Genomic DNA, 22,313 nt, shown 5'->3' on the forward strand with positions numbered 1-22,313 from the left:
TTTTGGTTTTTACTTTATCCATTGAAGTATAAATGCCAAAAGTTATCATAAAGAAACTAAGCAAAATAGATATTTTTCCAATTAGATTATAGTCTAGTAAAGATGCTAATAGTGCAAATACGAATAGCGCTACAACTGCAACTAAGATCCATTTTCGCATGCCAGTTATAGATGATTTTGATATTAAAAAAATAGTGTCCCTCTCCTAAGAAATAGTCCAAATTATACAAAAATTGACTTTGCTTTTGGTTATAATTTCCCAAAAATTTTAAAATTCACAAAGGTATCTTATGAAGTGCAATATCGTCATAAATGGACAAAATTTAATAGATTATAAATCTTTTATCTTATTTTTCTCAAAGGCGGCAAGAAAGCAGTATTTTATAAACACATTTATGATATTTACTGAAGCCATCATAGCTGGTTTTGTTGCTGATATGCTATTAAAAAGTAAAATTTTTACTGTCATCGGAGCTGTTTTTGCTATATTTTGGATCATTTTTTATCCTATTTTTTTAAAAAGAAGTCGCATAGCTGCATTAAAGAGAATTGAAATTTCAGATGTTCAAAAGCAAATGAATTTTGAAGTAAATGAGAAATTTCTGGCTTATTATGAAGGCGAACCCAAAGAAAATGAAAAATTTGACCTAAATGAAGTTAGTGAAATTTATGAACTAAAAAATATCTTTATCATTTTTTTAGAAGAAAAGATTCATCTAATAATCCCAAAAGATGAAACTAGCTCAAAAATGATAAATGAGCTGGCCAAACTTTGCCATAAAGATATTTTGAAATTTGAAAATTTTAGCGCAAAAAGCGTGCTTAAATAGCACTTATTATAAGCTTTTCAAAATCCTCTGCATTCATTGGCTTACCCCAAAGATAGCCTTGCACCTCATCGCATCCAAGCTCTCTTAAAATTTCAAGCTGGGTTTCATCTTCGACACCTTCAGCAATAGTCTTTAGCTCCACATTTTTAGCTAAAGCTATAACGCTTTTTACTACGTCTTTATCTATATCATTTTTAGCAATATTATCTATCAGCTCTTTAGCGATCTTTAGACGACTCATAGGATATTTTTTGATGTAATTCATCGATGAAAAACCGGTACCAAAATCATCTATGGATATGCAAATTCCTCTATTAGAAAGCTCAGATAACGCGCTTTGCATCATCTCTTCGGCATTAACGAGGCTGGCCTCAGTGATCTCAACATCTACACAAGATGGATCGATGTCGTATCTATCTATATAGCTTAAAAATTTATATGCAAAATTTATATTATCAATCTGTTTTGGTGAGATGTTTATGCCTATTTTTAGATTAGTATTATATTTTTCATTCCAAAAGGCCATTTGTTTTATAGCATTTTTTGCCACCCATTTTCCTATCGCATTGATAATAGAGCTTTGTTCGGCTATTGGGATAAATTTTGATTGATCTACCGGACCTTTTATAGGAGAGTTCCACCTAACAAGAGCCTCTGCTCCTACTATTTTTTTACCTTCTATTAGATACTGAGGCTGAAATTTTAGCTCAAATTCTTCATCAAAGCTTATGCTATTTAGCAATATTTCTATGTAGTTTCTATCCTGAATAATGCTTTTTATATCACTATAAAAAACATACTTTTCAGATGCATCTTTTTTTGCTGCTTCTAGTGCTGCTTCTGATTGCATGATAAAATCATCAGCCAAAATTTCACTAGTTTGTGTCGAGCTAATCCCTATTTTCGCATCAAGTACAATTTTATAATCATCTATAACGATTGGCTCTGAAATAGCTTTTAGTAGATAATGCAAAAATTCCCTGCAATGCACATTTTCATTTTGCTTGACAACAACGATAAAATCATCGCCGCCAGACCTTGCAAATAAGGAATCGTTTGGTGGCAATATTGACTCAATATTTGAAGCAAACTTTGCTATTACATCATCGCCGATATAATGCCCATACGAGTCATTTATCGCTTTAAAATGGTTTATGTCAATACTATAAATATCTATCTTTTCGCCAAGTGCCTTTGACTTTATCATCTCTTCAAGCCTTGCGATAAAATACTGGCGATTTAGAGCGTTTGTCAAATAATCATATTTGCTGATCCTTTGTAGGTGCCTATTTGTCTCTTCAAGCTCTTTTACTTTACTTTCTATCTGATTATTTAACACTTTTTTGATATGTATTTCACGTTTAATTAAAATATCCATCTTTCTAACATTAGAAAATGTATAAGATAATGCTCCGTATGCAAGCAAAGTAACTAAAATAGAAAATAACCATGTCAAATTTATCTTCCAAGAGTACAAGATCATAATCGTCAAAAATACGGCGAAAACAAATAGCTTTTGTATTAAAATTTTATCAAAATCGTTTCTGAGTGCCCTAAATTTTAGATTTGCCTCACCCTCTCTTAAATGAAGCGTGGCAACAAACAACATAAAAAATGAACTCTTAAACACAATGTCGTATCCAAAAAAGGATATTTCATCTATCCAAAAATCCATTGTAGTGGTAAAAACGTCATAAGTGCTTATTACAATAAGCGCTATCAAGCATAAAAGTATAGATAGTCTTCTTTTTGAAAATTTAAGTGAAAAAAACGCAACAAATGAAGTACAAAACATAAATAAATCTATGGCAATGTAACTTAGATTAAAAAAATCTTTTTGACTTAAAACTTGAGTTAAATTTCTATCAAAAATCATAAACCACATAAAGCTAAAATATATTGCGGAAATAGAAACTGAGTCCACAAATACTTGCATTAAAAATAAATTTTTCAAATTTTTGATCAAAATATAAAAAGCAGAAAATGCAAACATAAAATATGAAACTACGTATGAGATTTGTATAAAATTGACTTTAGAAAGAAATTGTTTAAGAAAATCAACCTTATTATATAGCATCCACATAGTGTCTGATGCTACCCAACAAGTAAGGCCTAGTAATATATATATCCAATATGTTTTTAAATTTCTTGTCTCTTTTAGCTTTAAAAAGATAAATAATGTGATCATAAAATCAAATAGAGTAGTAATTATGTCTTCATAAAAACCACTAGCAATAAAATAACTAACAACATATACACAAAAAAGTATCAACATAAATACAAAAGATACTTGATTTTCGTTGCTTATTTTACTTATCATGTTCCGTCTTTATATATCTTTCTCTGCCTTTTTGGCTAAACTTTGCCATCTTTGCCACTCGCCACTATCATCGACGTCGTTGCCGATAGCTTCGTATCTAGCGTAAAAATGCTCAACAAATTTCTTACACTCTTCATCTTTTGGCAAATAGCTTAGTTCATCTTTTTGGCAAAATTTCTCCAAAAATGTGCTCGCATCAACTTTTTTAGCGTATGTTCGCGCTAGATCGTAGTAGTTTTCTAAGCAAATTTCTTTAAATTTAGCGTAAGCTTGCTCGCTCATATCCACGCTTAGTTTGCCATCAAATTTAAGCACGCCAGCCCTAAAAAGCAAGCTAAGATGTATGAGTCCCTCGCAGTAATAAGCCCTCACCTCATTGACCTTTCGCCACGCGATAAGCCCAACAGCACGGGCTATTAGCTCATGAAAGACGGCCATTTTATACTCCGCCTCTTCGTGCAAGAAAAAATTTACTAGTCCGCCAGTCGTCGCCTTATACTCTTCTATAAATTTAAAGACGCCACTTTTATTCATCATCATCTCGGTGTCAAGCCCGATAAAGAGTATGTGTCCAAACTCATGGCCAATCGTTGAGATTTCATAGACTTTTTTCCAAATTTTTGGCTTTAAAAATAAAATCTCTCTGCCAAAATCCAAAAATTCTTTGCTAAAAATTTCCGAACTAAGTTTCATAAACGGTTTTGCCTTTGCATCCTCATAGACGTGATTTACAAAGGCAAAAATTTTCTTACCGCATTTTGCGCTCACACTCTCATCATTTGGCACGACTTGAGCGCTAAAAAGCCCGTTTAGTTCGGCGCCATAATAAATTATCGGCACGCTTATATAAAGCTGCGTTCTAGCGATATTTTCGCTAACTGCCTTGTTTGTTTCAGCATTATCAAACTTGATCTTTTCGCAAACGCTCTTATAAGTTTTTGCCACTTTTTCTTTAAATTTAAGCTCATCTATGCCCTCGCTATCAACAAGTCTGATGTCCCACTCAAGCGCGACTGCGTGCGTATAGGCATCCTCGTAGTACTCTAGCGGATGGCCTGGCTGAAGCGCACCTTTTACATCCATCCACGCTATCTCAGTCTCTTGCCAAGCGTTTATCACCTTTGCATTATCCTCTTCGCAAAAGGCATTTTGCAGCTTTTCAAGGTATTTTATGTATGATTTTTGCTCGTCATTTTGGGCTAAATTTCTTAAAATTTCAAGATTTTTAGCAAAGACACTTTTAAGCTCTCTCACCTCATCTTTAAAGGCAAGTGCGTAAGGCAAAAAGCTAAATTTCTCGCCTTCTTTACAAACTGCGCCATACGTTCTATCAGCCCTTACACCGTTAGCGTCACACTGAAATAAGCCGTTTTTAGTAATAAACTCATTTGCCTGGCTTAGATCTTTAAATTTAGTCTCAAACTCTTTGTTTGTAGTGTCGATAATACGATCCTGCCATGAAATTTGCCACGCATTTAGGCTTAGGCCAAGCTCGTGCATAGCCTGCACAAAGGCTTGGTTAAACTGATCTAAAATTTTCTCTTCCTTGGCCTTTTCTAAAAGCTTGGCGTGCAGATTTTCATATAAATTTCTAACGTAGCCATACATTAAATTTAGCACCCGTTTTTGCTCGTCTTCGCCTAAATTTAGCTTTTTTAGCTCATTTTGAAGCGGATCAACTTTAAGATCTACTATTCTTCTTGCAAGAGCTAGTTTTTGGCTTGGTGTACCAGCAAGGCCACAAATTTTAACAGCCTCGTTTATGATATCATCGTCTAAATTTTTATAAATAGCATTTAGCTTATTTTTTTGCTCTTTTGTGAGTTCATTTAATCTTTTAAAATTGTTCATATTTTCATCCCCTGAAGTTGCAAGATTTTAGCATAAAGCCTTAAAATTTGCTACAATCAACCAAAAATTTTAACATCTAAAAGGCAAAAAATGGATATTTTAAAGGATTTTGGTGAGCCACGTATCAAACAAGTTATGTTGCCAAAGGACACAAACTCGGCTGGAAATATTTTTGGTGGTTGGATAATGAGTCAGATCGACCTTGCAGGTGCTCAGGCCGCTAGAGAAATTTCTCCTGAACGCGTTGTGACGATCTCTATGAAAGAGATCATTTTCAAGCAACCTGTCTTTGTTGGCGATGTGCTAAGCTGCTACGCTAAAATCATCTCTGTTGGTAAAACCTCGATAACAACGCAAATAGAAGTAACCGCCCTTAGGCTAAATCCGGGCGGATATAGAGAAACTATACACGTTACTAGTGCTACTGCAACTTACGTAAGCGTGACGAAAGATGGACTTAAAAAGCCAATCGATGAGAAGCTAAAGCAGCTTCATGGATTTTAAAAATTTGGTTGCGATTTATGCAACCAAATTGAAAAATTAATACTACTTTTAAAAATTATTGAGATTCTTAAACTAAAAGCAATATTTTTCAACTTCTTTAAATGCTTTGTGAAGTAAAATCAGGCTCTATACATTTTTTGGGAGAAAAATGAAAAAATCACGTCTAGGTCTTTTGCAAACACAAATCACAAAGATCCTAACTCAAAATGAGCTTGATAAATTTGAGTATAAAGAGCTACCAAAAACAAGCATAATCTACACAGAAGAGATCAAGATCATCATCTTAAAAAGTGGCTGTGCAAAGCTCTCATTTTTTGAAGATGGAGAGGAATTTATCCTTTATCATTTAGAAGCGAGCAACATCGCCGTGCTTGATGATAATTGCGCTTTTGAAATACTTGAAGATGCTGAAATTTATGCTATAAATTTAAACAAAATAGGTGAAATTTTATCAAATGCAAATGTCGCAGATGAAATTTTAAAAGCTGTGTTAAATGCAGTAATCGTGCAACGCCAGATCATAAAATCAATACTTTTTGAAGATGCAAAAGGCAGGATTGCAAATTTTTTGATCGAGCTTGCAAAGGAGCAGGATCTAAAACAAAATGGATATCACTACATATTTTTACCATTTTCTCTAAAGGTGCTCTCAAGCTTTGTGGGGCTAAAACGCCAAAGCGCTTCAACTGCCTTTAATGAGCTTATAAAAGACGACATCATAAGAAAGATCACACCACACGAGTTTTTAATAATTGATTATGAAAAACTTGAAAGTTACACAAACTAAAAATCAGAAATTTTTATAATGGCTAGCAAAGAGTAGTCTTAGAGGATTAGTCTTTGCCAAGAAGCAAAGACTAAAATTTTTAAGCTTTTTTCTTCATATCAAATTTATTTGCCATAAAGCCAACTAAACCAACAAAGAAAAGTCCGCCGCAGATATTACCTAGCGTAACTGGAACTAAGTTTTTACCGATGAAATTTCCCCAGTTTAAAACTTCTAGCTTTTCAGCCGTGATGCCATGTCCTAGAGCCGCAGCTGCAGCAGCGATATCTCCGCCGTTTGCTGCTATATAGTGAGCTTTTGAGATAATAGCTTCAGTTATGATGAACATATTTGCCACGCAGTGCTCCATAGAGCAAGCCACAAATGCGCCGATCATCCACATAATGGCAAAGAATTTACCAGATAGATTGCTCTCACTTGTCGCAGTCCAAATAGACATACAAACAAAGACGTTACAAAAAATTCCGCGGATAAATAGCTCATGAAATGGTGCTGTGATCTTGCCAATGCCAGCTGGTATAAAGTGCTGCAAGATGTAGCCATCATACTTTAGTGGCAAGCCTGAGTAGTAGTACATATACGCAATCAGTGCGCCGCCAACGAAGTTAAATATCCAAACGATAGCCCAGTATCCGATAGTCTTACCTAGTTTTAGCTTTCCTTCATATGCGCTAACACCACTTAAAACTGAGCTTGTAAAAAGATGTCCGCCATAAAAGACAACCATCATAAGACCACAGCTAAATGTGATACCGCCGATAAAATTTGAAAGGCCAATAGACTGATTTTCAGCCATACCAACTGTCGAGTGAGCCCAAAAAATATCACCCATAGCAATAGCAGCTCCAGCCATGATAGCAAGAAAAATAATACTAGTAAGCGGCATATGAGCCTTATGCTCCATAGAGCTTGAGACCGCTTGAGCGGTTTCTGCCGGATTTAACATCACATTCTCCTTTTTATTTTCAATCTCGCACATGAGCCAAGCTCATCTTTGCGACCAAAGTTTAACACTTTGCAAAATCACTAAAGTCAAATCAATGCTTGCGGTTAAAAGCAAATTTTGCCTTTAGTAACCAAAAAGACTAAATTTAGCTATTTACTAAATTTAACCGACTAAATTTTTATCAATCTCTACAATTCTTAAAAAAGCTTTTCTGGCACTTTTTTTAGCCTGCTCGCTTAATCCTTCTTCAAAATTTAAGACATTTTCGAGCAAGACACTAATGCCTAAAAACAGCGTCTTTGGACAAATTTTACGCAAGTAGCTTAAAAGCACTGGAGTTGGTAGATTGTGAGTTGAGTAGATGTAGTCTCTATCGTCACTTAGGTCAAAAAACTCTATCTTATCCTCATCAAAGCCGCTCATCGCATCGACTACTATCAAGATATCAGGCGCAAATTCTCTAATGGCCGAGAATTCATTCTCAGGCACATCTTGCCCAAAAAAGACCTTCCACTCTTTTAGCTCAGCTTCTACGATGCGACCTACTTCATTGCCCACATCATCATCGCCACGCATAGGATTACCGATGCAAAGGATGGCCTTTTTCATCAAAAATCCTTCCTAAGCACGATATATCCCTCTTTTAAATTTGCCAAAATTTCTTTAAGCTTACACTCACAAAGCTGCGGCAAGAGTTTAGCGATATGCTCGGCAAAAATTTCAACTTCAAAATATTTGCTTAAATTTCCGATCTTAAATTTCACGTATTCGCCTGAGTTTTTGATCATCTCGTCAAATTCCTCATCGCTTAGCTCTAAAATTTTCTCGCTAAAATCTATCGTGCCAACGCCATGTCCCACGCAAGTGGAGAAAATTTTTATCTCTTTTAGCTCGCGTGGAAGCTTATCGTTGTCATCCATATGCCTTTTTGTAAGCTTATAAACTTGTATCATCTCTTACTCCAAACCTCGCTATCAACGTCTATCGCAAAGCTTTTATCAGCTTTTGCATATTTTAGATAGACATCATTATGCAAAAGCCCCATGCACTCAGCATATCTAGGATCTTCTTCTTTTTTAATAGCTGTAAGCACAGCCTCTCTTGAAATGCTTGGGTCATGGACATCTTTTGAGCATTTGATAGCACTCATATATTTTTCAAAAAGGATTCTACCAAAGATATAGCTCATTAGCCTTCTGCTTTCAGCTTGCAAGTCGCGCTCAAACAAAATATCACCTATGACTGACTTCTCAACTGAAGGTGGCAATGTGTTATCTTCCTCATAGCTTTTTTTATGAAGTTTTTGATCGATGATACCAAGAGCCATACCAAGGCCGTAAATAATGCTTGCTGGATGTGGAGGACAGCCTGGGATATAGACATCGACTGGGATTATCTTATCGATGCCGCCCCAAACGCTATAAGCGTCGTGGAAAATTCCACCACTGCTTCCGCATGCACCAAGAGCAACTACGATCTTAGGATCTGGAGTCGCTTCATAAGCACGAAGAAGTGGATAATACATCTGTCTTGTTACAGGACCAGTGCAAAGCAAAATATCAGCGTGTCTTGGGTTTGCTACAAGCTTAAAACCAAAACGCTCAGGGTCCCACATCGGCGTAATAGCTGCAAAAATTTCTATCTCACAGCCGTTACAGCTTCCGCAGTCGATCCTATAAACGCTAAAGCTTCTTTTGATATTTTTTAGATGCTCTAGCTTTGCAGTTAGATCATTTGCTGTTTTTATGTCCTCTGGGACTTGATATAGACTCATTTTATAGCCTCCTCAATGCCTTTTGTTAGCCTCTCAGCAGATTGATTTTTCTTGCACTCTGGGCAGATATAAAGGTAGTCTTTTGCCTCTTCGAGTCTGCCTGGGAGTAAATTTGCTGTGCCAAGCTTTTCAAGGGTGAAATTTATAAGCCTTTTTGGTGTAAATGGCTTGCCGCAGCATTTGCAAGTTTGCATCTCGAGCTCACCTCTTTGTATAAGAGCGCTCTTGTCAAATTTAACCGCAAGCTCAAAGCTATCGCTAAGTCTTACAGCTCCAGTTGGGCAAACCTCATCGCAGCGACCGCAAAATATGCAGCGTCCGCAGTCAAATTCCCAAACAAGCTTTGTTTGCTCATCGTTCATCTTAAGCTCTATTGCGTTACTAGGACAAGCGATACCGCAAGCTGCACAACCTATGCAAAGATCGTATGTATAGTTTGGCTGACCGCGGAAATTTTCAGGAACAATATATGGCTCAAATGGATAGGCGTATGTCGCCTTTCCATATTTTTCTGTGATGTCAAATAACTTCATCATCTTAAATCCTTCTTACTAACCCCGCCATCTTGACAGAATTTTTTAAGGTCTTTTTCTGTTAAAATTTTACTTTTTTTAGTCCTTACATCAACCAAAGTAACACGCTCTGTACATGAGTAGCAAGGGTCAAGTGAGCAAACGATAAGCGCAGCGTCACTTATGTTATTCCCTCTGAATTGATATCTTAGGCTTGGCCAGTTGTTGTATGTTGCTGCTCTGCATCTCCAGCGATATACTTTTTGAGCGCTGCCTTGCATGATCCAGTGAACATTCTCGCCACGTGGTGCTTCATCATGACCAAGTGCAAAATTTTCAGGTTTGATCATAGTGACAGGATCGATCATGATCGGAGTTTGAGGCATTAGCTCAAAGCACTGGCGGATGATGTGGATAGAGCTTTTTAGCTCTTTATATCTAACCATCTCGCGAGCAAAAACGTCGCAACCATGCTCAACTGCTACTTCAAATTCTATCTGTTTAAAAAAGTCGTATGGGTGATCGTAGCGGTTATCACGTTTAAAGCCAGAGCCTCTCATATTTGGACCAACTGGGCTAAAGTCACGTGCTATTTGGCGGTCTAAGATACCCACACCTTTCCAGCGTCCGATTTGGCGTTTATCCTCCATAACTGCGTCCCAAATTTCTGAAATTTGAACGTCAAGTTTGTTAATGATCTCGATGCCTTTTTTGATCTCTTGGTTTGTCATATCACGTCTTAAGCCGCCCATAACGACGTTGCCGTATGTTTTACGTCCACCAGTTACAAGCTGAGCTAGCTCCATAGAGTACTCACGAACTCTAAAGATATGCATGAAAGCGTTGTAGTTACCAGTGACCTCACAAGCTAGACCAATATTTAAAAGGTGGCTGTGAAGACGCTCGATCTCAAGACAGATGACGCGTATAGCTTGAGCTCTTAGTGGAATTTCAAGCTTGATAGCTTTTTCTGCTGCTTCGATACAAGCGATAGCGTGAGCATAACCACAAATTCCACAAACACGCTCTGCAAGATAGCCCATCTGATCATAGTTCATTCTATTTTCAGCTAGCTTTTCCATACCGCGGTGTTGATAAAAGAGGCGGTAGTCAGCGTCGATAATCTCGTCGCCGTCACAGAAAAGTCTAAAGTGACCTGGCTCATCTGAAGTAATATGTAGTGGTCCAAGTGGCACATCAACTACTGCATCACCTGTTGGGAACAAAAACTCAGAATCAGGCTCATCTCTATGGTCAACTGGATCAGGGCGGTAGCGATAATCCATCGCATCTTTTCTAAGTGGATGAAGTCCATCTGGCCAGTCATCACTTAAAACTAGACGCCTTTTATCAGGCAAACCTTCGGCTACAAGACCAAACATATCATAAGCTTCTCTTTCATACCAAACACAAGCTGGCACTAGCGGAGTAACTGATGGAAATGTCGGATCGCTTCCAGGAATAAGCGTTTTAACAGTAATAAAGCACTTATCCTCAGGTGCAAAATCATCCGCTTCAGTCATCTTGCTACCTTCCATTGAAAGAGCATAATAAAGAGCAAAGCTGCCATTTATCTGGCGCTCATCATTTGGTATCATCGTGCTTATAAAGCCGCCAATATCATAATAAAGTGTTTTAACAGCTAGTGGAAGATCATTTCTATCAACCAAAACTGTGATTTGATCGTCTGCTTGACGAGTTACCTCTAAAATTTTTACTTTAGTTTTTAGGATTTCAACAAATTTATCGCCTCTCATTTTAAAGCTCCCATCATTATATTAACACCGTTATCTACTAGCGTATAAAAGCTATCTACGTGCCATACGCCAAAGATTATGATAAGGGCACAAAGTGCTATAAGAGGTAAATTCTCTAACAAACTCATCTCTTTATTATGAACAACCACACCTTTTGGCTCGCCAAAGCTTGCCATATTAAAGTGTGCAAAGTCAGCTATGAAAATAACTGCAAGTGCAATAGCAAATAGCACAACTGCGATATATTGACCGCTTGTGATAGCTCCGACAAAGACGTTATACTCACTAACAAATATAGCAAATGCTGGAACACCAACTAGTGAGCAAACAGCCGCGCCAAACATTATAGTTGTAATTGGCGCGATCTTAACCATGCCGCCCATCTTACTCATATCTTTGTGGCCGTAAATTCTTGCTATGTTGCCTGTTGAGCAAAATGCCAAAGCTTTAGTAAAGCTGTGAGCTAAGCAGTGAAATATCGCTGCAAATAGACCAAATTTACCGCCAACACCAAGTGCAAATGCGATAACACCCATATGAACGATTGAGTGGTATGCAAACATTCTTTTTACGTTGTGTTGTCTGATTAGGAAAAATCCTGCTACAAAAAGAGTGATAGTTCCTGAAACGATCATTATGCCCTCAACAAAGCTAAATCCAACAGCTTGAGCTGTGATAGCGTAGTATCTTAAAAGTGCTAGCATCGCACATTTTAAAAGTACGCCTGATAGCAAAGCTGAGATAGGCGCTGGACCTTCAGCATGAACGTCTGGTAGCCAAGTGTGAGTTGGAGCAAGACCAGCTTTTGTACCAAAACCAATTAGAGCAAATACAAAGATAAGCTTTGCTGCATCTGGGTTTAAATTTTTAGCGTTTGCCATTATGCTTGAAAATAGCATAGAAGCTTCGCCATCTCCTAGAGTACTAAATGTGGCTGAATATAAAAGAACAGTCGCATAAAGTGCAAATGCTAGACCGATTGAGCAAAGAACGATGTATTTATAGCCACTTTCTGTTGATTTTTGGTCTTTGTGGATAGCGACCAAAAATACTGAAGCAAGAGTTGTTGCCTCGATAGCTGCCCACATAAACGCAACGTTGTTGCAAATAACGCTTAAAGTCATTGTAAAGATAAATACATGGCTTAATGCATAATATTTTTTAAGATCACTTAAGTGGATGTGTCCGTCTTCAAGTTCCCATCTCATGTAGTGGATAGAGTAGAAATTTACTATAAATCCAGTTACAGCGATAAGCACCAAGAAAACACAGCCCAAGCTATCTAAAAATAAAAATTTATCAAAACTATAAAAAGTTCCGCTACTTAAGACTTTAAGAACATTGTTAAGTAAAGCCACCGATGTCGCAGCAGAAAACAAAACGTGAAGTCCGCTTAATACGGCATAATTTTTAGGACTCAAAAACAAGACCAAAGCACCAAGGAGCGGTAAGATAAGTATTAAAGCTAAACTATCCATCTCTAACCCCTTAAATTTGAAGCTTTAGAAGTATCTAAGCTATCATAAGCTTTATAAAATCTAATCGCTAAGACGCTCATGATAATAACGGCAAATATCGCATCTGTTAAAATTCCAAGCTCGACTAACTCATGTGAGTTATAAGCCATTAGAGCAAGGCTTAGGTGGATACCGTTTTCAAACAAGCAGTAAGCTAGAATTTGTTTTATAAATGAATTTCTTAGCATGAAGCCAAAAATTCCCATCATAAAGACCGTTCCAGCTGCTATTAGCATGATCTCTTCTTTGATAAGAGAGAATTTTAAAAATATAGGGTGGATACTCATTGAAAGAGCTAGAGAAAATCCCATAGCAATAACAGGACTTACAAAAAATCCACCAACTGGCTCATCTTCGCTAACTACGCCAAGTTTTTTGATAAGCCAGAATAAAATTCCTGGCACAAGCAAAACTTTGGTAAAAAATGCAATGATCGCCCAAGTTTTGAGCTGCTCGGCGTTAAATTTCTCAGATAACAAGAAAAATATACTAACTAAAAGTAGTGTCTCAATCGCATAAGCGATGATTGAGAGTTTCAAGCTTCTAAGACCAAAAACCGCAAGCGAAGTTACGATCATGCAAATGGCTAAAATATCAAGTGTTTGCATCTCACACTCCTACTACATAAAGTGTTAGTGCAACAAACGAGATAGCAAGTGCACCAAGTGCATTTTTGCGTAAAGATGAAGTCATTTTAAAGCGTGGTCCAAAGTTGTCTATAAAGACAGCCGCTACGTAAAATACTCCAGTTTTTATCACAAAAACGATAATAGCTAAGAAAGGATTGCTAAAATTCCATGGCTCAAATATAGTTAGGAAAAGTCCGATCATAGCAAACTGTTTTAATATAAGTGATGCTTGAACCAAACCAAGGTCGCTACCTGCATACTCGCCAAGCAAGCCTTCTTGAAGCTCTTGCTCAGCTTCAGCTACGTCAAATGGTTTTCTACCAGTTTCAACATACATGCACCATAAAAATGCGATAGAAGCTACGGCAAAACTTGGGATTTGATATCCTATAACGCCAGTTTTTACCATCTCTTGGATCTCAATTAAATTTGATGTTTTAGCTGCAAGCATAACTACGATTAGGCACATGATCATAACTGGCTCAACATATACACCCAGCATTTGCTCCCTGCCGCCGCCTGTTGCTGCAAATGGGTTGCCGCTATCCATTGAAGCTGCACCAAATACAAATCTAAGCAATGCGCCAAGATAGAGGATCACAAATATATCTGAATATGCTCCAAAAACAGTATCTTTGCTATATGTTATAGGTATAGCAGCTAGCACTGCAGCTGAAGTTGCAAAAAGGAAAAATGGAGCCCATCTAAATACCCAGTGTGAGCACTCAGGCACAGTTCTTCCTCTTCTAAAGAGTTTTATAATATCGCGATATGTTTGAAAGAAATCGCTACCTTGTTTTGATTGAAGTCTAGCTCTTAGTTTTCTTGCCATACCATCAAACAAAGGAGCTACCAAAACGATAACGACTACTTGAAATATCATTAAAAGTATAGTTTGCATTTTCGTCTCCTAAACTAAAAAGTAGCCCACAGCAAGTATGGCACAAAGATAAATTAGGATATAAAGCGTATAGATGTTTGTGTATCCGCTTTGAACGATGCCTAGTTTATCGGCAAATTTCATACACCATTTGATGACTGGCTCATAAAACATTCCCCACCAGATATCTTTTGGATGGTTGTGATATTCAACCGCGTCAAAATAATTTCTAGTAACGATCTTTTTATCAGCTCTAAATAGCCATTGCATGATCTTTCTAAGATCGCCTGTAAATGGACCACCTGTCATTTGCATACGTGAGCTATATTTAAAGCCGCATGCCCAAGGATCAGTCTCGCGTGGTTTATCTCTATTTGCTTTCATAACAGCAAGGATGATAAATGGCAAAATCATAGTCGCACATAAAACTAAAGCGATAAGCGGAGTTGAGATCATACTGCCTATAGGTGAAGTTACATTTATAGCACCAAGGCTAGCTTTATAGTCGCTTATAGCGATAGAATTTACAGCTTGCATGATGTAATCAACTATGTAGTTTGCGCCAAGGCCAAAGCCAACGCAGCCTATCATTAAGATGATCATACCAAGAACCATGCCTATTGGACTCTCTTTAGCATTTTCCCAAATTTTTTGATCTCTTGGAGTACCTGCAAAGATAACAGCGTAAAGTTTGAGGTGCATGCCGACCAAAACGCCTGTTAGCGCAAGAGCTACGACACCAAGTGTAAATGCATATCTAACTAATGTTCCCTCGCCCATCGCGCCTTGAAGCATACCTTGATATGTAAACCACTCTGAAACAAAGCCATTTACTGGAGGCAAAGCTGCTATACCCATGATACCTATAAACATACCAAGGCTTGTCCATGGCATTTTTTTAGCAAGACCGCCAAGGATGTCCATATTTTGTGTGTGAGTAGCGTGGATAACCGAACCAGCGCAAAGGAAAAGCAGACCTTTAAATATAGCATGGTTAACTACGTGGTAGCAACCTGCTAGAAAACCTACTGCTGCTAGTGTTAAATTTCCAGCTGCAACGCCGTAAATGCCAGTACCAAGACCTAGCAAGATGATGCCTATGTTCTCAACTGAGTGATAAGCAAGCAAGGCTTTAAAGTCGTGTTGGCAAAGAGCGTATAAAACACCAAATAGTGAGCTAGCTGCACCAAGAGCGAGTATTGTAAGGCCAAAATATGTACTAAGTGGTAAGTAAAGTGTAAATTTAACTAGTGTAAATAGAGCAACTTTGATCATAACGCCTGACATAAGGGCTGAAACATTTGATGGTGCTGCTGGGTGAGCTTGTGGAAGCCAAACGTGAAATGGCCACATACCAGCTTTACTGCCAAAGCCGACCAAAAATAATGCAAATACAGCAGCAGAAGCGCCAAATGGCATCTTAACACCCATAAATGCGCTAAAGTCAAAGCTTCCTGCATAGTAGGCTGTGATAAGCAAACCACAGGTTATACAAAATGCACCGATTTGTGCGATGCCAAGATATACCATAACCGCTTTAAGTGTATTTTTACCGTCATTGACAATGATAAGAAATGATGAGATAAGAGTCATAAGCTCCCATAAAACAACAAAGCAAAATACATTATCAGCGCTAATTACTAGAAGCATTGAGAGTATAAATGTATTAAACAAACATGCAAACACGCCAACATTTGCTTTTTTGATGTACTCTTCAGCGTAGCTCATACCATAAACGCTACTTGCAAATCCAATGAAAACAACGACAAAGCTAAAGAAATTTCCAAGTGGATTTAGCGCAAATTTTGGCGAGTACAAAAAGCCATCCATAAGAGCAAAGCTATCGCTTACTCCCATATTTGCAACAAAGTGACACATCGCGTAAAAACAGCTTAAAGCGCTTAGACCAAAACCAACCTTTACAGCGGCCTTTGGAGCACAATAAAGCAAGATGCTAACGACGGCACTTACAAGAAATAGCATATAAACCGTAGTCATCTTATGCTCCTTGTCCATTTAAAATTTTAGTAGCAAATTTATTCGCTGCTTCATAGTCTATCCTCTTGCCAAGTTTATGTTTGCCCTCTTCTGGATCAATCATAACAAGAGCACTCGTTGGACAGACATCAACACAAGCTGGTCCGTTCTCACGACCAAAGCACATATCGCATTTAACAGCGATATTTTTTGCACCTGATTGTGACTCTATCTCAAGGTTATACTTTGGCTCGACAGCGTAATTTACTGAAGGCATAAGCTCTGCACTTGAGCTTATCGCACCGTAAGGACAAGCGATCGTGCACATCTTACAGCCTATACAAATTTCCTCATGAAGCTCGATGCAATTATCATTAAATCGCAATGCCCCAGTTGGACACACATTCGCACAAGGACCATCGTCGCATTGTCTGCACTGAGTTGGCATAACGCCAGTAGCTTCTCTTAGCACACTTAGCCTTGCACGTGACAGCTTGCCGCGTTCATAAGCGCTCTTAAAACATGCAGCCATGCAGGTTGCACATCCTATACAGCGTTTATAATCGGCAATCACAAATTTATGTTTTTTCATAAATTCCTCCCATTAAACAAGGCTAAACTGCCCTGCTCACTTTTAAAGTGATGGTTAGTCACCAAAATAGAGATAGTTAAATTTTTATTTAACATCTCAAACGCTCCTTCCTAATTTTTGTAATAATTCTATAACTTATAATGAATAAATTCCGTCATCTATCTGACAAATTTTGTATTTTTAAAATTAAATTTTTATTTTATATATTTTTAAGATTATCTATTAAGTATCGATTTTTAGGTATATTTATTTGCTAAAGGATAATATTTATTAATAAAATCTTCCTATAAAGAGTAAAAATATCTTAATCAAGTTTAAATTTACAAGTTAATTATTTAAGCTTGGGTTAATTAAATAAAACTGAAATTTAAAAATCTAAAATATAATCCGACCTTTAAATTTAAAAGGCTTTTTATGGGAATTTTTATAGTTATAGTTTTGCTTATTGTCGCAGTGTTTCTTTTTATGAAATTTGCCCCAGTTTTTGGTGGCGTGCCAGACGCCAAGAGCCAAAAGCTCATAGAAGCTTCGCCAAATTTTAACGGCAAAGTTTTTATAAATTTAGAGCCCACTATTGATATGGTAAAGAATAATCCGCAAGCGTCTATGCTAAATTTTGTCCGTCAAGCACTCTTCCCACCAAAAGGCAAGCTACCAACTAAGCCTTTGCCAAATTTAAAATTTGATGCAAAAGCCCTCAAAAACGGCGAGTTTATCTGGCTTGGGCACGTTAGCCTCATCTGCAAGCTTGATGACAAAACTATCATCACTGACCCAGTTTTGCACCGAGCATTTCCACTACCAATTGGCGGTAAGCCCTTTATCTACGAGCATGCTATCACCGCTAGTGACTACCCAGATGTGATCGACATCGCCCTCATCTCGCACGATCACTACGATCATCTTGATCATAAAACGATACTCGAGCTAAAAGATAGAATTTGCAAATTTCTAGTGCCACTTGGCGTAAAAGCTCACCTTGTAAAATGGGGCGTTGATGAAGACAAAATTTATGAGTTTGACTGGTTTGGTGAGCAAAAAATAGGAAATTTAAACTTCACGTTTTGTCCTTCAAGGCACTTTAGCGGGCGCACATTTAAAAGAAACGCGACACTTTGGGGTGGCTGGGCGGTTGAAGAGGCTGGCTTTAGCTTTTATTTTAGCGGAGATGGCGGATACGGCAAGCATTTTAAGATGATAAATGAGAAATTTGGCGCCTTTGATCTAGTTTTTATCGAAAATGGTGCTTATGGCGATGGCTGGTCTTACGTGCATATGAGGCCAGAGGAGTCAGCGCAAGCACTAAAAGATCTTGGTGCAAGGCTTGGCGTGCCGGTGCACTGGGGCAAATTTGATCTATCTTATCATGCTTGGGATGAGCCGATCAAGCGTTTTGAAAAGGCAGCGACAAAACTTGAGCTAAACTACGCAACGCCAATGATCGGAGAAGTTTTCACCGCACAAAATCAGCCTAGGAAAAAGTGGTGGGAGAAAATTTAGGAATAAAATTTGCTCTAAATTTTAAAATCCAAAAGGAAATGCTGATGAAAATTTCTGAAAATTTAGCAAATCTAAAAAATGTCATCGATAAAGCCGCAAAAAACGACCTTGATATGAGCGCAACTGGAAGCTTTTTACAAAATTTAGAAAAAGCAAATAAAGAGACTGAAAAAATTTATAAACAGCTAGAAAAAGAGTTAAAAAGCGATGCACAAATGTTTAAACAATTTGACTTCATGCAGATGATAACAAAGCTTCAATACGGAAACCTAAAGCCAAATGAACGTGAAAAACTGCTCAATAAAATGAGCAAGATCGCCAAGGAAATTTAATTTAAATAGGATTGATGCGGAACTAAATTTTACTATTTCTGTGAAATTTGGTGGGTTTTGGTGAGTGATTTGCTTAAAATAAATTTATTTAAATAGCGACCATTAAAACTCAGATATATTTCTATTTTCTACCTAAACGCTTGTGTATTCATAGTTTACAAGGTAGTATAGGTATACTACTGCTTTAGGTTTTTAGGCAAATTTTTAAATTTCATAAATGAGTAATTTCGGCTTTGATTTTAGTGGCAAGTCTTGCGGGACCTAAAATCAATAGTCAAATTCTTACGAGAGAATTAAATTTTAAAATTTGTAAAGCGTATAGACTATATCCTATTCTTTCATTAAGGGAGAATGGAGCTTAAATTACGGTCTGCTTGCAGTTGCGAGCTAGCAAAGCAAAAGAACTCCCTTCTCCCTTAACAATCCCTCTTCCCTGACACGTTCAAAGGGCATGCTCTAGTGCTAGAGCACTGCATGCAGTTTTGTTAATTTCAATCAAACTTTAATGAGTAATTTCGGTTCTAAAATTTGAGCTAAGCGGTAAGTGAAGCCAGATTTTAGTAGTCGGCTCTTACGAGTGAATGAAAGTTTAAAATTTACAAGACTGCTTGATTAAATTTTGTAAAAGAATAAATTTAAAGAATACCTATTTATATATGTAAATTTACCAGAGAGGATTTAAGAGCCAAAGAGGCTCTTAAATTTTAGTGTAGTTCGCTCCAAACTTTGCGTTTCCAAAGCCAAGCAAAAATTCCTAATATAAAGAAGTAGATCATGACATAAAGCCCTGTGCTCTCGCGCTCAGCCTTCTTCTTGTCGCCTACTTTTTGGATATAAGCTACCACGTCGTCTTCAGCAGCTTTATTTAAGCCAACTCTTGGCATTGCAGTACCTGGTAGCATCTTTTGAGTATCGTTTATAAATTTATGTAAATACTCATCACCTTTTGAACGGATCATCATAGATAGATCAGGTGGATTTGAGCCCATATAAGCAGCAAGGCTTACTTTATTGCTAAATGCATATTTTTTGTCATATTTCATATCATGACATCTTTGACATGCATCAGCGAAAACCTTTTCTTCAGTGATCTTATTATTTGCCTTTTCATAATCAGCAGATACCTTTTTCAAATAAGCTACTATATCGGCAGTCTCAGCATTTATATCACCACCAGCACCCATAAATGCGGTCATCGGAAATGGATGCTCGTCGTTAAATTTATGAGTTAGCTTTAAAGCCATATTTGGATTTTTAATGAGTGCAGCCAAGAATTTATCATCATAAATTTTACCAGCGGTACTAAGATCTGGTGGCACTACACCAAAGCTTTGACTAGCTGTCTCAGCATCCATACCAGCTGGCATACCTGCTGCCTCTATACCGTGGCATCCTGTACATCCAGCTGCTACAAAAGTATCAGCACCCTTTGTAGCGTCACCTTTTGTAAGGTCGATAGAGTTAATGTCATTCCAAAATGCTGTATAGTCATCAAGAATTTTTTGTGCTACTTCTACATCTTTTGTAGCCGCATCTATGCTTGCCTTATTTCCACTAGCCTTAGCAGTCTCAAGAGCTGCCTTTTTTTGCTCTAAAAAGTGCTTTGCATAGTCAGTATCTTCTTTTGAGAAGTTATACTCAGCATTTGCAGTATGAGGGTGAAGCTTTGTGTGAGCATAAGGCTCGATACCCCAATATAAAACACCTGAAAGAATAACAACAATGGCAAAAATTTTAAGCTCTTTCATAATTAGCCCCTCTTTCTTTCAAGTATTGTTATAACTGGCAACGCAATTATAAATAAGAACAAGAATAGCAATGATGAATAAAACCCTATCCAGTCATTATAACCACCTGTTGGGAGCTTACCATATATAGATAAAACGATAAGATCGACAACTAAGACCCAAAACCATATAAAAAATAGTGGTCTTTTGTGAGCTGGAGCTACAAGGTCGCTTCTATCAAGAAGAGGTATAAGCATAAATGCAACACCTGCAAACGCAAACGCGATAAGACCGATGTTATAAGCAGAAATTCCAGCTATATCAAAGAAGAAGCCACGTAAAATTTCATATTGCCACAAGAAATACCACTCTGGATATATATGTGGTGGGGTTTTTAGTGGATTTGCTGGCTCAAAGTTGATAGGATCCATTGCAAAATTGAAGTGATAGCAAACAAGATAGATGACAAATATCATAAAAAATGATACATACATAAAGTCTTTTGCCAAAAATCCTGGCCAAAATGGTATAACTTTAGATTTCGCTCTATCGCCGTGTAGATACTCTTGTGCCTCTACTTCAAAGTCTATATCTTCGCTTGTTAGGTTATTAACGTGTGGAACTCTTAAAGAGTAGAAGTGAATAACCAAAACAGCTATTGTTACAAGTGGCAATAAACAAACATGAAGCATAAAAAATCTAGTAAGTGTTGAGTCGCCAACTGCGTAATCACCTCTAATCCACTCAACTAAAGCATCGCCAATAACTGGCACACCGCCAAAAAGCTGAGTAATAACAGTTGCCGCCCAGTAGCTCATCTGTCCCCATGGGAGCATATAACCACTAAATGCCTCTGCTGAAAAACAGATAAATAGCACCATACCACTTATCCAAATGACTTCTCTGCCTCTTTTGTATGAACCATAGTAAAGTCCAGTAAGCAAGTGAATATACATAATAAGAAATATCGTAGAAGCCGAAACTGCGTGAATATGACGCCAAAGCCAGCCATACTCGACCTCTTGCATGATAGTATAATTTACACTATCAAATGCCAAATTTACATCTGGTTTGTAATACATTAAAAGTAAAAAACCAGTAACGATTAAGAGCATAAAAAGCGTTGTTAAAATAACGCCCATTGCCCAAAGAAAATTTATATTTTTTGGAATCCAGTATTCGCTAACTAGAACCTTTATAAGTTTTGTAAAAGCTAGGCGTTGATCAAGCCAGTCAATAACGCCAGTTGATTTATGAGCTAAAGACATTGCTATCCTCCTAAGCTTTTGCTACTAATTTTTCGTATTCTGGGCTTGTTTCGCCTAGAACTAGCTTGGTTCCATCAATCTTAAATGGTGGTATATCAAGTGGTCTTGGAGGAGGTCCGTATGTCTGCATTCCGTCGGCATTAAATTCGCCGCCATGACAGGCACATACAAACATTTGTTTGCTTGCTTTATACTCAGGTATACAGCCAAGATGCGTGCAAAGTCCGATAAGAACTACGTATCTAGCATCCCCTACGACAACATCTCTTTTGTCATTTTTAGCCATATCAGGACTTTTTTTGAGGATGAAAATAGGCTTTTTACGCCATTCAACCTGCCTCATTTCTCCATCTTTGATCGGACTTAGATCAACTGTTGTAAAACCAGCAGCTTTTACGCTTGGAAGTGGATCCCAAGTCTTTTTAACAGCCACTAGTGACATAGCGCCGCCGACAGCTGCCACAGCACCAAACGCAAGGCCGATAAAGCTACGTCTTTCTTGCTTTACTGACATTAAATTCCTTTCTATAAATAAATTCTTAACGATTATACTCTCAAAAAATTAAAAAAGTATAATTTCTAAATATAATCTGCAAAAATAATGTTAATT

At 37.4% G+C, this 22,313-nt stretch carries 21 protein-coding genes; 5 read left to right on the top strand and 16 right to left on the bottom strand.

Going from position 1 to position 22,313, the window contains the following annotated elements:
- Positions 1-290 precede the first annotated feature (290 nt).
- The gene (locus CYO92_RS09005) at positions 291-830 is read left to right on the top strand and encodes a hypothetical protein (protein WP_103583107.1); all 540 of its coding nucleotides are present in this window, start codon (positions 291-293) and stop codon (positions 828-830) included.
- Here the strand turns inward: CYO92_RS09005 and CYO92_RS09010 are convergent.
- Entirely contained in the window at positions 823-2,625 is a 1,803-nt protein-coding gene (locus CYO92_RS09010; protein ID WP_223315379.1) for a putative bifunctional diguanylate cyclase/phosphodiesterase, read from the bottom strand. The genes CYO92_RS09005 and CYO92_RS09010 overlap by 8 nt on opposite strands.
- Before the next feature lie 534 nt (positions 2,626-3,159).
- Positions 3,160-5,001, bottom strand: a complete 1,842-nt coding sequence (ciaB, locus tag CYO92_RS09015) for an invasion protein CiaB (RefSeq protein ID WP_103588265.1) — start codon at positions 4,999-5,001, stop codon at positions 3,160-3,162.
- Between the two features lie 90 nt (positions 5,002-5,091).
- Between ciaB and CYO92_RS09020 the strand changes: the two genes are divergently transcribed.
- Together CYO92_RS09020 and CYO92_RS09025 are read left to right on the top strand one after the other, a co-directional pair.
- Entirely contained in the window at positions 5,092-5,505 is a 414-nt protein-coding gene (locus tag CYO92_RS09020; protein ID WP_021091795.1) for an acyl-CoA thioesterase, read from the top strand.
- 148 nt (positions 5,506-5,653) lie between these two features.
- Positions 5,654-6,292 carry a Crp/Fnr family transcriptional regulator gene (locus tag CYO92_RS09025; RefSeq protein ID WP_103588266.1) on the top strand — a complete coding sequence of 213 codons (639 nt, stop codon included), beginning with the start codon at positions 5,654-5,656 and terminating at the stop codon, positions 6,290-6,292.
- 79 nt (positions 6,293-6,371) lie between these two features.
- Here the strand turns inward: CYO92_RS09025 and CYO92_RS09030 are convergent, their stop codons facing one another.
- The 11 genes from CYO92_RS09030 to CYO92_RS09080 form a co-directional block, all read right to left on the bottom strand.
- Positions 6,372-7,238 (bottom strand): formate/nitrite transporter family protein, encoded by an 867-nt coding sequence (locus tag CYO92_RS09030; RefSeq protein WP_072594540.1) that lies wholly within the window; start codon positions 7,236-7,238, stop codon positions 6,372-6,374.
- 162 nt (positions 7,239-7,400) lie between these two features.
- On the bottom strand, positions 7,401-7,847 hold the full coding sequence (locus tag CYO92_RS09035; protein WP_021091859.1) for a hydrogenase 3 maturation endopeptidase HyCI: 447 nt from the start codon (positions 7,845-7,847) through the stop codon (positions 7,401-7,403).
- On the bottom strand, positions 7,847-8,191 hold the full coding sequence (locus CYO92_RS09040; protein ID WP_021091884.1) for a formate hydrogenlyase maturation HycH family protein: 345 nt from the start codon (positions 8,189-8,191) through the stop codon (positions 7,847-7,849). The genes CYO92_RS09035 and CYO92_RS09040 overlap by 1 nt, the downstream gene beginning before the upstream one ends.
- Positions 8,188-9,012 (bottom strand): NADH-quinone oxidoreductase subunit B family protein, encoded by an 825-nt coding sequence (locus CYO92_RS09045; RefSeq protein ID WP_087580373.1) that lies wholly within the window; start codon positions 9,010-9,012, stop codon positions 8,188-8,190. Before CYO92_RS09045 ends, CYO92_RS09040 begins: the two co-directional genes overlap by 4 nt.
- A complete protein-coding gene (locus CYO92_RS09050; protein ID WP_021091765.1) occupies positions 9,009-9,548 on the bottom strand; it encodes a formate hydrogenlyase complex iron-sulfur subunit in 540 nt (179 codons plus the stop codon). Before CYO92_RS09050 ends, CYO92_RS09045 begins: the two co-directional genes overlap by 4 nt.
- Complete coding sequence (locus CYO92_RS09055; protein ID WP_084109584.1) at positions 9,545-11,281, bottom strand: NADH-quinone oxidoreductase subunit C; 1,737 nt, start codon at positions 11,279-11,281, stop codon at positions 9,545-9,547. Before CYO92_RS09055 ends, CYO92_RS09050 begins: the two co-directional genes overlap by 4 nt.
- Positions 11,278-12,759, bottom strand: a complete 1,482-nt coding sequence (locus CYO92_RS09060; protein WP_103588267.1) for a hydrogenase 4 subunit F — start codon at positions 12,757-12,759, stop codon at positions 11,278-11,280. Before CYO92_RS09060 ends, CYO92_RS09055 begins: the two co-directional genes overlap by 4 nt.
- Before the next feature lie 2 nt (positions 12,760-12,761).
- Positions 12,762-13,406, bottom strand: coding sequence for a hydrogenase 4 membrane subunit (gene hyfE, locus CYO92_RS09065; protein WP_103588268.1), 645 nt, complete (start codon positions 13,404-13,406; stop codon positions 12,762-12,764).
- A 1-nt stretch (position 13,407) separates the two neighbouring features.
- Positions 13,408-14,328 (bottom strand): respiratory chain complex I subunit 1 family protein, encoded by a 921-nt coding sequence (locus tag CYO92_RS09070; protein WP_084041928.1) that lies wholly within the window; start codon positions 14,326-14,328, stop codon positions 13,408-13,410.
- Between the two features lie 9 nt (positions 14,329-14,337).
- Complete coding sequence (locus CYO92_RS09075) at positions 14,338-16,305, bottom strand: proton-conducting transporter membrane subunit (RefSeq protein ID WP_103588269.1); 1,968 nt, start codon at positions 16,303-16,305, stop codon at positions 14,338-14,340.
- 1 nt (position 16,306) lies between these two features.
- Positions 16,307-16,876 (bottom strand): 4Fe-4S dicluster domain-containing protein, encoded by a 570-nt coding sequence (locus tag CYO92_RS09080; RefSeq protein WP_021091760.1) that lies wholly within the window; start codon positions 16,874-16,876, stop codon positions 16,307-16,309.
- A gap of 414 nt (positions 16,877-17,290) precedes the next feature.
- On the opposite strand from CYO92_RS09080, the gene CYO92_RS09085 reads away from it, so the two are divergent.
- Complete coding sequence (locus CYO92_RS09085; protein ID WP_103588270.1) at positions 17,291-18,376, top strand: MBL fold metallo-hydrolase; 1,086 nt, start codon at positions 17,291-17,293, stop codon at positions 18,374-18,376.
- 44 nt (positions 18,377-18,420) lie between these two features.
- Entirely contained in the window at positions 18,421-18,708 is a 288-nt protein-coding gene (locus tag CYO92_RS09090; protein WP_021091759.1) for a hypothetical protein, read from the top strand.
- A 704-nt stretch (positions 18,709-19,412) separates the two neighbouring features.
- Here CYO92_RS09090 and CYO92_RS09095 read toward each other — a convergent pair.
- Genes CYO92_RS09095 through petA form a run of 3 tightly spaced genes read right to left on the bottom strand, consistent with a single transcriptional unit; the run spans position 19,413 to position 22,217 of the window.
- On the bottom strand, positions 19,413-20,456 hold the full coding sequence (locus CYO92_RS09095; protein WP_103588271.1) for a c-type cytochrome: 1,044 nt from the start codon (positions 20,454-20,456) through the stop codon (positions 19,413-19,415).
- A gap of 2 nt (positions 20,457-20,458) precedes the next feature.
- Positions 20,459-21,703, bottom strand: coding sequence for a cytochrome b (locus CYO92_RS09100; RefSeq protein WP_021091658.1), 1,245 nt, complete (start codon positions 21,701-21,703; stop codon positions 20,459-20,461).
- A gap of 10 nt (positions 21,704-21,713) precedes the next feature.
- The gene (petA, locus tag CYO92_RS09105) at positions 21,714-22,217 is read right to left on the bottom strand and encodes a ubiquinol-cytochrome c reductase iron-sulfur subunit (protein WP_021091707.1); all 504 of its coding nucleotides are present in this window, start codon (positions 22,215-22,217) and stop codon (positions 21,714-21,716) included.
- Positions 22,218-22,313 lie beyond the last annotated feature (96 nt).

Origin of the sequence: Campylobacter concisus (assembly GCF_002913715.1) — a bacterium.
Lineage (GTDB): Bacteria > Campylobacterota > Campylobacteria > Campylobacterales > Campylobacteraceae > Campylobacter_A > Campylobacter_A concisus_AG.

What these genes read in the sequence shown, in the direction of transcription:
- CYO92_RS09045 (WP_087580373.1), bottom strand. Translation starts at nt 9,012, where the DNA reads ATGAGTCTATATCAAGTCCCAGAGGACATAAAAACAGCAAATGATCTA.
- CYO92_RS09095 (WP_103588271.1), bottom strand. Translation starts at nt 20,456, where the DNA reads ATGAAAGAGCTTAAAATTTTTGCCATTGTTGTTATTCTTTCAGGTGTT.
- hyfE (WP_103588268.1), bottom strand. Translation starts at nt 13,406, where the DNA reads ATGCAAACACTTGATATTTTAGCCATTTGCATGATCGTAACTTCGCTT.
- CYO92_RS09085 (WP_103588270.1), top strand. Translation starts at nt 17,291, where the DNA reads ATGGGAATTTTTATAGTTATAGTTTTGCTTATTGTCGCAGTGTTTCTT.
- CYO92_RS09075 (WP_103588269.1), bottom strand. Translation starts at nt 16,305, where the DNA reads ATGACTACGGTTTATATGCTATTTCTTGTAAGTGCCGTCGTTAGCATC.
- CYO92_RS09040 (WP_021091884.1), bottom strand. Translation starts at nt 8,191, where the DNA reads ATGATACAAGTTTATAAGCTTACAAAAAGGCATATGGATGACAACGAT.
- CYO92_RS09005 (WP_103583107.1), top strand. Translation starts at nt 291, where the DNA reads ATGAAGTGCAATATCGTCATAAATGGACAAAATTTAATAGATTATAAA.
- CYO92_RS09080 (WP_021091760.1), bottom strand. Translation starts at nt 16,876, where the DNA reads ATGAAAAAACATAAATTTGTGATTGCCGATTATAAACGCTGTATAGGA.
- CYO92_RS09020 (WP_021091795.1), top strand. Translation starts at nt 5,092, where the DNA reads ATGGATATTTTAAAGGATTTTGGTGAGCCACGTATCAAACAAGTTATG.
- CYO92_RS09100 (WP_021091658.1), bottom strand. Translation starts at nt 21,703, where the DNA reads ATGTCTTTAGCTCATAAATCAACTGGCGTTATTGACTGGCTTGATCAA.
- CYO92_RS09055 (WP_084109584.1), bottom strand. Translation starts at nt 11,281, where the DNA reads ATGAGAGGCGATAAATTTGTTGAAATCCTAAAAACTAAAGTAAAAATT.
- CYO92_RS09060 (WP_103588267.1), bottom strand. Translation starts at nt 12,759, where the DNA reads ATGGATAGTTTAGCTTTAATACTTATCTTACCGCTCCTTGGTGCTTTG.
- CYO92_RS09070 (WP_084041928.1), bottom strand. Translation starts at nt 14,328, where the DNA reads ATGCAAACTATACTTTTAATGATATTTCAAGTAGTCGTTATCGTTTTG.
- CYO92_RS09025 (WP_103588266.1), top strand. Translation starts at nt 5,654, where the DNA reads ATGAAAAAATCACGTCTAGGTCTTTTGCAAACACAAATCACAAAGATC.
- CYO92_RS09030 (WP_072594540.1), bottom strand. Translation starts at nt 7,238, where the DNA reads ATGTTAAATCCGGCAGAAACCGCTCAAGCGGTCTCAAGCTCTATGGAG.
- CYO92_RS09010 (WP_223315379.1), bottom strand. Translation starts at nt 2,625, where the DNA reads ATGTTTTGTACTTCATTTGTTGCGTTTTTTTCACTTAAATTTTCAAAA.
- petA (WP_021091707.1), bottom strand. Translation starts at nt 22,217, where the DNA reads ATGTCAGTAAAGCAAGAAAGACGTAGCTTTATCGGCCTTGCGTTTGGT.
- ciaB (WP_103588265.1), bottom strand. Translation starts at nt 5,001, where the DNA reads ATGAACAATTTTAAAAGATTAAATGAACTCACAAAAGAGCAAAAAAAT.
- CYO92_RS09050 (WP_021091765.1), bottom strand. Translation starts at nt 9,548, where the DNA reads ATGATGAAGTTATTTGACATCACAGAAAAATATGGAAAGGCGACATAC.
- CYO92_RS09035 (WP_021091859.1), bottom strand. Translation starts at nt 7,847, where the DNA reads ATGAAAAAGGCCATCCTTTGCATCGGTAATCCTATGCGTGGCGATGAT.
- CYO92_RS09090 (WP_021091759.1), top strand. Translation starts at nt 18,421, where the DNA reads ATGAAAATTTCTGAAAATTTAGCAAATCTAAAAAATGTCATCGATAAA.